Origin of the sequence: Streptomyces cellostaticus (assembly GCF_001513965.1) — a bacterium.
In the GTDB taxonomy this organism is placed as follows: domain Bacteria; phylum Actinomycetota; class Actinomycetes; order Streptomycetales; family Streptomycetaceae; genus Streptomyces; species Streptomyces cellostaticus.
Genome location: NZ_KQ948080.1, coordinates 1 through 10,062, shown reverse-complemented (window position 1 = coordinate 10,062; position 10,062 = coordinate 1). Strand labels below are relative to the sequence as shown.

The following is a 10,062-nucleotide window of genomic DNA, read 5'->3' as shown; positions in this document are numbered from 1 at the left end:
CCGCGATCCGCTCGGCGAACACCGGCGACGACTCCAGCAACTCCCGGCCCATACCCGCCCACTGCGAGCCCTGCCCCGGGAACACCCACACAACCTTGCCCGACGTCCCCGAACCGGAGACGACACCAGCCGCATCCTCGCCACGCGCCAGCGCGCGCAGCCCGGCAAGCGCCTCCTCGTCCGAGCCGGCCACGACCACCGCACGCTCACTCAGCAGCGCCCGGTCGGCGACCAGCGCCCCGGCGACACCCGGCAGCGACACCTGACCGGCGCCCTCGATGAACGCCGCAAGCCGACCGGCCTGACCCGACAGCGAACCGGCACTGCGCGCCGACACCACCAACGGCACCACGTCCGCGGACACCAGCGGCTGCTGTGCCTGCGCGGCAGGCGCCTCGTCCTGCTCGGGCGCTTCCTCCAGGATCAGGTGCGCATTGGTCCCGCTGACGCCGAACGAGGAGACACCCGCTCGACGCGGGGCACCCTCACGCGGCCACTCCCTGGCCTCGGTCAGCAGCTCCACCCCACCCGCGGACCAGTCCACCTGGGACGTGCGCTGCTGCGCGTGCAGCGTCGGGGGCAGCACGCCGTGCCGCAGCGCCTGCACCATCTTGATGACACTGGCCGCACCCGCGGCCGCCTGCGCATGGCCGATGTTCGACTTCAACGAGCCGAGCCACAGCGGCTTGTGGGGATCCCGGTCCCGGCCGTACGTCGCCAGCAGCGCCTGCGCCTCGATCGGGTCACCCAGGGCCGTACCCGTGCCATGGCCCTCCACGACGTCCACGTCCGCAGGGGAAAGCCCGGCACTGGCCAGGGCCTTGCGGATCACCCGCTGCTGCGCGGGGCCGTTCGGGGCCGTCAGTCCGTTGGACGCGCCGTCCTGGTTGACGGCGCTGCCGCGCAGCACCGCCAGGATCTTGTGGCCGCGCTCGCGCGCCACCGACAGGCGCTCCAGGACCACGACGCCCACGCCCTCGGACAGGCCCATGCCGTCCGCGGCATCCGCGAACGCCTTGCACCGGCCGTCGGCGGCCAGACCCCGCTGCCGCGAGAAGGCCATGAAGGTGGCGGGCGTGGCCATCACCATCGCGCCGCCGGCGAGCGCCATCGAGCACTCGCCCTGCCGCAGTGACTGGGCCGCCAGGTGCATCGCCACCAGCGACGACGAGCACGCCGTGTCCACCGACACCGCCGGGCCCTCGAAACCGAAGACGTACGACACCCGGCCCGACGCCACACTCGACGCCAGCCCCGTGCCCGCGAAGCCCTCGACCTCCGGTGCGATCGCACCGGTCCCGTAGCCCTGGCCGGAGACGCCGGAGAACACGCCGACGTCCGACCCCTTGAGCGTGATCGGGTCGATGCCCGCGCCCTCCAGAGCCTCCCAGGAGGCTTCGAGGAGGAGCCGCTGCTGCGGGTCCATGGCCAGCGCCTCACGCGGCGAGATCCCGAAGAAACCCGCGTCGAACAGGCCCGCGCCCTGCAGGAAGCCGCCCTGGCTGGTGTACGACGTGCCTGCGTGGTCCGGGTCGGCGTCGAACAGGCCCTCCAGGTCCCAGCCACGGTCCTCGGGGAAGTCCGAGACGGCGTCGACTCCGTCGACGACCAGTTTCCACAGTTCCTCGGGCGAGGAGACACCACCGGGCAGCCGGCACGCCATGCCGACGATGGCGAGCGGCTCGTTCGTGTCGGCCGCCGCGACCGCCGGTGCCGTCGGCACCGCCGACTGCGGCGCCGCCACGTCGCCGAACTCCTCACGCAGATGGCGGGCGAGGGCCAGCGGGGTGGGGTAGTCGAAGACGAGCGTGGGGGGAAGCTTCAGGCCGGTCGCCTCACGCAGCCGGTTGCGCAGTTCCACCGAGGTGAGCGAGTCGAACCCGGCCTCGTTGAACGCGGTGTCCGGCCGGACGTCTTCCGCCCCGCTGTGGCCGAGCACGACGGCTGCCTGGGACCGCACCAGGTCGAGGAGCAGCGCCTCCTGCTCGGCGGCCGTGAGTCCGGCCAGCCGGTCGGAGAGCTGCTTGTTGTCGCCGGCGGTGCTCGCCGCGCGAGCCTGCTGCCGGCCCGTCCGTACGAGACCGCGCAGCAGGTGCGGCACTGCCGCGCCCGCCGAAGCGTCGGCTCGCACGCCCCGCAGGTCCAGCTTGACCGGCACGAGGAGTGCCTGCCCGGACCCGAGAGCGGCGTCGAACAGCTCCATGCCCTCGGCCGCCGATATCTCCAGCACACCGCTGCGGCTCGCCCGCGCCTGGTCGACGGCGCTGAGGTGGCCGGCCATGCCGAGGGACTGCTCCCACAGGCCCCAGGCCAGGGACAGGCCGGGCAGACCCGCCGCCCGGCGGCTGCTCATCAGACCGTCCAGGAAGGCGTTCGCCGCCGAGTAGTTGCCCTGGCCGGCACCGCCGGAGAGGCCCGCCACGGAGGAGTAGACGACGAACGCGTCCAGCTCCAGGCCGCGCGTGAGCGCGTCGAGGTGGCGTACGGCGTCCACCTTCGGCGCGAACACCTTGGCCAGGCGCTCCGCGGTCAGCGCCCCGATCAGCCCGTCGTCGAACACACCGGCCGTGTGCACCACACCGCGCAGGGGGCGCTCGTCCGGCAGCGCGGCCAGCAAGGCTTCGATCTGCTCCCGGTCGGAGACGTCACAGGCCACGGCGGACAACACCGCTCCCTGCTCGGCGAGTTCGGCCTCCAGCTCTCGTACGCCGTCGGCCTCCGGGCCACGGCGGCTGGCAAGGACCAGGTGCCGCACCCCGTGCCGGGCGACCAGGTGCCGGGCCGCCAGCATGCCCAGCGACCCGCCGCCCGAGATCAGAACGGTCCCCTCCGGCCCGAACGTCGCGGCGGTGTCGGCGACTTGACCGGTGGGGCGGCCGAGCCGGGGAATCGACATGACCGTGCCACGGACGGCGACCTGGGGCTCCTCACTGGCCACCACCGGGCCCAGCAGGGAGTCCAGGACCGAGTCCACGCCGCCTTCGTCGGCGGGGTCGGTGTCCAGCAGGACGAAGGGGTCCGGGTTCTCGGACTGGGCGGCGCGCACCAGGCCCCACACCGCCGCTCCGGCCGGGTCGGTCACCGCGACCTCACCGGCGGGCACCGCGCCCCGGGTCGCCACCACCAGCTGCGACTCCTCGAGGCCGTCCGAGGCCAGCCACGTCTGCAGGACGCCCAGCACGCGGGAGGACAGGGCCAGTACGGCGTCCTCGCCGTCGCCGCCGACGGCCTCCAGGACCACCACCGCCGGTGCGGCACCGCTCGCGGCCACGGCCGCGACATCGTCGGCCGTGGTCACCGGCACCCACGACGGCGGAAGCTCCGATCCCGGAACCGGGGGAAGTTCGCTCCACTCCAGCCGGAACAGCGCGTTGGCGGCCGCCGTGCCGACCGGCGCCTCCAGCTGATCGGTGGACACCGCCCGGGACACCAGCGAGTCCAGCGTCACCACCAGACCGCCGGCCTCGTCGGCCGCCTGGACCGCCAGCGCATCCGCACCGTTCGGCGCGATCCGCACGCGCAGCGCCGAGGCGCCCGAGGCGTGCAGCACCAGGCCGTTCCACGCGAACGCCAGCACCGGCGCCCCGGAGTCGTCCGCCTCCGCGCCCGCCGCGTTCCCGATCGTGGCGGCCTGCAGGGCCGCGTCGAGCAGCGCCGGATGGATACCGAACCGGCCGGCCTCCTTGCGCTGCTCCTCGGGCAGAGCGACCTCGGCGAAGACCTCCTCGCCGCGCCGCCACACCGCCCGTACACCCTGGAACGCGGGGCCGTAGCCGTAGCCGCGCTCCACCAGGTCGCCGTAGAAGTCGCCGACCTCGACGGGTTGGGCGCCCTGCGGCGGCCACGCGGCGAAGTCGACCTCGGTCTCCTGCGCCGACGGCGCGGCCGACAGCGTGCCGGTGGCGTGCCGCGTCCACGCCTCTGCGTCGTCGGAGGCGTCCTCGCGCTGGGAGTAGACCTCCACGGTGCGCGAGCCGTTCTCGTCCGGCGCACCCACGGCGACCTGGACGCGTACGCCGCCCTGCTGCGGCACCACGAGAGGTGCCTCGATCACGAGCTCGTCCAGGACACCGCAGCCGGCCTCGTCACCGGCGCGTACGGCCAGCTCGACCAGACCCGTGCCGGGAAGGATGACGACTGCGCCGACAGCGTGGTCGGCCAGCCAGGGGTGGGACTTGAGCGACAGGCGCGAGGTGAAGACCAGGCCGTCGGACTGCGGCAGCCGCACCACGGCGCCGAGCAGCGGGTGATCGGCCGCCGCCTGCCCGAGGGACGCCGCGTCCGTCGCCGGTCCGGTCTCCTGCAGCCAGTAGTGCTTGTGCTCGAAGGCGTACGTGGGAAGGTCGACGCCCCTCGAGGCAGCTCCGGTGGGCAGAGTGCCCGTCCAGTCCACCGGGATGCCGCGCACGAACACCTCGGCCATGGAGGTCAGCAGGCGGCGCAGGCCGCCCTCCTCGCGCCGCAGCGAGCCGGTCACCACCGTGTCGGTGCCGGTGTCGCTCTCGTCGAGAGTCTCGGTGATCGGCTGGACCAGGACCGGGTGGGCGCTGATCTCGATGAAGGCGTTGTGGCCCTGGCGGATCAGCTCGGCCACGGCCGGACCGAAGCCGACCTGGCCGCGCAGGTTGCGGTACCAGTAGTCGCCGTTCAGGACGTCGGCCTGGTCGAGCCATGCGCCGGTGACGGTGGAGTAGAAGGGCAGCGTCGGCGCCTGGGCGTCGATACCGGCCAGCGTCTTGGCGAGCGTGTCGCGGATGTCTTCCACATGGCGGGTGTGCGAGGCGTAGTCCACCGCGACGCGCCGCACCCGGACACCGTCGTCCGAGAGGGCTTGAAGTGCCTCGTCCAGCGCCTCGGCGTCACCGGCGATCACCACCGAGGTGGGGCCGTTGACGGCCGCGACCTCGACCCGGTCCGACCAGCGCTCAAGACGCTCGGCGGCCTCGCTCTCGGTCAAGGCGACCGAGGCCATGCCGCCACGCCCGGCCAGCTGGGACGCGATGGCCTGGCTGCGCAGCGCGACGACCTTCGCCGCATCCGCCAGCGACAACGCACCGGACACACACGCAGCCGCGATCTCACCCTGCGAGTGCCCCAGCACCGCGTCGGGACGAACCCCGACCGAGGACCACACGGCAGCCAGGCCGACCATCACCGCGAAGCTGGCGGGCTGCACCACATCCACCCGCTCCAGCAACTCCGGGGCAGCATCCCCGCGCAGCACGTCGACGAGGGACCAGTCGATCCACGGCTCAAGAGCAGCCGCGCACTCAGCGATCCGCTCGGCAAAGACCGGCGACGACTCCAGCAACTCCCGGCCCATACCCGCCCACTGCGAGCCCTGCCCCGGGAACACCCACACAACCTTGCCCGGCGTCCCCGAACCGGAGACAACACCGGCCGCGCTCTCGCCACGCGCGAGCGCGCGCAGCCCGGCAAGCGCCTCCTCGTCCGAGTCGGCCACGACCACCGCACGCTCACTCAGCACCGCACGAGTGGAGGCCAGCGCCCCGGCCACCGAGGCCAGCGACACCCCCTCGGCAGCTTCGATGAACCCGGCGAGCCGCTCGGCCTGGCCCGCCAGCGAAGCCTCGCCGCGCGCCGACACCACCAACGGCACCGCACCACCAGGCGCCGTCTCCGTGGCGGCCGGCTCCTCGGCGGGCGCCTCCTCCAGGATCAGGTGCGCATTGGTCCCGCTGACGCCGAACGCGGACACGCCCGCCCGGCGCGGACGGCCCTCGCGCGGCCACTCCCGCCCCTCGGTCAGCAGCTCCACCGCGCCCGCCGACCAGTCCACCTGGGACGTCGGCGCATCCACGTGCAGCGTCGGGGGCATCACACCGTGCCGCAGCGCCTGCACCATCTTGATCACACCGGCCACACCCGCCGCCGCCTGCGTATGCCCGATGTTCGACTTCAACGAGCCGAGCCACAGCGGCTGTTGGGGATCGCGGCCCTTGCCGTACGTCGCGAGCAGCGCCTGCGCCTCAATCGGGTCGCCGAGGACCGTACCCGTGCCGTGGCCCTCGACCACGTCCACATCGGCCGGGCTCAGACCCGCGCTGGCCAGGGCGCCACGGATCACCCGCTGCTGCGAGGGACCGTTCGGAGCCGTCAGGCCGTTGGACGCGCCGTCCTGGTTCACCGCGCTGCCGCGCAGCACCGCCAGGATCTTGTGGCCGCGCTCCCGGGCCACCGACAGGCGCTCGAGCACGACCACGCCGACGCCCTCGGCCCAGCCCGTGCCGTCCGCGCCGTCCGCGTACGCCTTGCAGCGGCCGTCGGTGGCCAGGCCCCGCTGGCGCGAGAACTCCACGAAAGCACCGGGGTTGGCCATCACCGTCGCACCGCCGGCCAGGGCCATCGAGCACTCGCCCTGCCGCAGCGCCTGCGCGGCCAGGTGCATCGCCACCAGCGACGACGAGCAGGCCGAGTCGATGGTGACGGCCGGGCCCTCGAAGCCGAAGACGTACGACACGCGGCCCGACGCCACACTCGTCGACCCGCCCGTGCCCGCGAAGCCCTCCAGCTCCGGAGTGACCACGCTGGCGCCGGGGGCGACATAGCCCTGGCCGAACACGCCGGAGAACACGCCGACGTCGGCGCCCTTCAGCGAGACCGGGTCGACACCGGCGCTCTCCAGGGCCTCCCAGGAGGCCTCCAGGAGCAGCCGCTGCTGCGGGTCCATCGCCAGCGCCTCACGCGGTGAGATCCCGAAGAAGCCCGCGTCGAACAGGCCCGCCTCGTGGAGGAAACCGCCCTGGCTGGTGTAGGTGGTGCCCGCGCGCTCCGGGTCCGGGTCGAACAGGCCCTCCAGGTCCCAGCCACGGTCCTCGGGGAACCCCGTCACGGCGTCGCGGCCGTCACGCACCAGTCGCCACAGGTCCTCCGGACCCGCCACCCCGCCGGGCAGGCGGCACGCCATGCCCACCACGGCCACCGGCTCCCGGGAAGCGTCGATGAGCTGACGGTTCTGCTTCTTCAGCGAGCCGACCTCTTCGAGCGATGCCCGTAGCGCCTCGACGACCTTTTCGTACGACGCACTCACTTGATTTCCCCAATCCTTCAGCGGTCTCGCAGGGTTAGTTGTCGCCGAGCGCCAGCTGCACGAGATCGTCGACGTTCAGGTCGGCGATCGCCGTCTCGTCGTCGGCGTCGTCCAGCGCGCCGATCGCCGGTTCGCCGTCGCCGAGGGCGACCAGCTTGACCAGGGCGTCCATCAGTCCGGCTGCCCGGAACCGGGCGAGCGGGAGCGAGGCGAGTGCGCGCCGCAGTCGTGCCTCGTCCACGTCCGGGGCGGCCGCGCCGCCGTCCGGGAACAGTTCGGTGTGCAGGTGGCGGGCCAGGGTCTGCGGGTTCGGGTAGTCGAAGACCAAGGTGGCGGGCAGCTTCAGACCCGTCGCCTCGCGCAGCCGGTTGCGCAGTTCCACGGACGTGAGCGAGTCGAACCCGGTGTCCTTGAACGCCGTGTCCGGCCGGACCCCGTCCGGCCCGGCGTGCCCGAGCACGGACGCGGCCTGGATACGCACCAGGTCGACGAGAGCCTTCTCCTGGTCGGCGGCGGGGAGCCCGGCGAGGCGGCGCATCAGCTCGCCGTCCCTGGCGGATCCCGTCTGCGCCTGCTGCCGGCCCGCGCGGACCAGGCCGCGCAGCAGGTGCGGCACGCCGCCGCCCGCCGCCGCTTCGGCGCGTACGGCCCGCAAGTCGAGCCTGGCCGGCACGAGGAGCGACTGCTCGGACCCCAGCGCGGCGTCGAACAGCTCCATGCCCTCGGCCAGGGTCATGATCTTCAGGCCACCGCGGCGGCTCATCCGGGACCGGGTGAGGTCGTCGGTGTTGGCCGCCATGCCGCTGGTCTGCTCCCACAGGCCCCAGGCCAGGGACAGGCCGGGTAGACCGGCCGCCCGGCGCGTGGCCATCAGGCCGTCCAGGAAGGCGTTGGCCGCCGCGTAACTGCCGCTGCCCGCGCCCATGAAGACGGCCGAGACCGAGGAGTAGACGAGGAACGCGTCCAGCTCCAGACCGCGCGTGAGCTCGTCCAGGTGGCGTACGGCGTCCACCTTCGGCCCGAACACCCGCGCCAGGCGCTCCGGAGTCAGCGCCCCGATCACACCGGCGTCCAGGACACCGGCCGTGTGCACCACACCGCGCAGGGGGTGCTCGTCGGACACCGAGGCCAGCAGGGCCTGCGCCTGGTCGCGGTCGGACACGTCACAGGCCGCGACGGAGACCTCCGCGCCCAGCTCGGTGAGCTCGGCGACCAGTTCCCGCGCACCCTCGGCGTCCGGGCCGCGACGGCTGGCGAGGACGAGGTGGCGTACGCCGTACCGGGAGACCAGGTGCCGGGCCGCCAGCGCACCCAGCGATCCGGTACCACCCGTGATCAGAACCGTCCCCTCCGGGCCGAACACCGGTGCTGCGTCCGGAACTTGAGCGGTCGCGCGAGCGAGGCGGGGTACGGAGAGGACCGTGCCGCGCACCGCGATCTGCGGCTCTCCGGCGGCCAGCACCGCGCCCAGGACGGGCACCGCTCCGTCGCCGGAAACCGGAGCCGCAGGGTCGGTGTCGAGCAGAACGATCCGGTCCGGGTTCTCGGCCTGCGCGGCACGCACCAGACCCCACACCGCCGCTCCGGCCGGGTCGCTCACCACACCGTCACCGGCGGGCACCGCACCCCGGGTGTGCACCACGAGGCGCGACCGCTCGAGAGCGGAGGCACTCAGCCACACCTGGACCACTTCCAGGACCTGGGAGGTCAGCGCCAGCACAGCGTCCTCGCCGTCGCCACCGACGGCCTGAAGGACCGCCACCGCCGGAGCCTCGGCGCTGCCGGCCAGAGCCGCCACGTCCTCGGCCGAGGCCACCGGCGCCCACGACGGCGCGGGCGCGGCGCCCTGGGTCCAGGGCAGCTCGGTCCAGTCCACCCGGAACAGCGAATCGGCGACCGCCGAGTCACCGGAGCCCGCCAGTTGCTCGGCGGACAGCGCCCGCATCACCAGCGAGTCCGCCGACACCACCAGGCCGCCGGCCTCGTCCGCCGCCTCCAGCGAGAGGACGTCGGACCCGTCGAGCAGCAGCCGCACCCGCAGCGCCGAGGCCCCCACGGCGTGCAGCACCAGGCCGTTCCAGTCGAGCGGCCGGCGCACCGTGTCGCCGTCCGCCGTCGCACCACTGAGCGTGTGGGCGTGCAGGGCGGCGTCCAGCAGCGCGGGGTGGATGCCGAACTTCACGGCGTCCTTGCGCTGCTCCTCAGGCAGGGCGACGTCGGCGAAGAGCTCCTCGCCGCGCCGCCACAGCGCGCGCACGCCCTGGAACGCGGGACCGTACTCGTAACCCTGCTCGGCCAGGCCGGTGTAGAAGTCGCCCGCCTCGACGGGCTCCGCGCCGAGCGGCGGCCAGGCGGCGAAGTCGAATTCCGGCCCTCGGTTCGAAGCCGGGTCCGACAGCGTGCCGGTGGCGTGCCGCGTCCACGTCTCCCCGTCACCGGACGCGTCCTCGCGCTGGGAGTAGATCTCCACGGTGCGCGAGCCGTTCTCGCCCGGCCCGCCCACGGCGACCTGGACCCGTACGCCACCCTGTTCGGGCACCACGAGGGGCGCCTCGGTCACCAGCTCGTCCAGGATGCCGCAGCCTGCCTCGTCACCGGCCCGTACGGCCAGCTCGGCCAGGCCCGTGCCAGGGAGGACGACGACTCCACCGACGAGGTGATCACCGAGCCAGGGGTGGGACTTCAGCGACAGACGCGAGGTGAACAGCAGTCCGTCGGAGTGGGGAAGGTGCACCATGGCGCCGAGGAACGGGTGGTCGACCGCTGCCTGCCCCAGCGACGTCGCGTCGGTGGCGGTCTGTGCCGTGTGGAGCCAGTAGTGCTGGTGGTCGAAGGCGTACGTCGGCAGGTCGATCCGCGCCGACTTGGCCGCATCGGCCGGGAGTACGCCACTCCAGTCCACCGGCACGCCACGCACGAACAGCTCCGCCATCGAGGCCAGCAGACGGCGCAGGCCGCCTTCCTCGCGCCGCAGCGAACCGGTCACCACCGCGACGGCACCGGCCTCGGTG

Annotated in this window: 2 protein-coding genes; both read right to left on the bottom strand. The window is 73.5% G+C overall.

Annotated features, from left to right (window positions below):
• Nucleotides 1-7,051: type I polyketide synthase (locus AQI88_RS41825; RefSeq protein WP_159050573.1), on the bottom strand; the 7,051-nt coding region annotated here is incomplete at its 3' end.
• Between the two features lie 34 nt (nt 7,052-7,085).
• Nucleotides 7,086-10,062 (bottom strand): type I polyketide synthase (locus AQI88_RS41820; protein ID WP_208616092.1); only part of this gene is annotated, 2,977 nt, incomplete at its 5' end.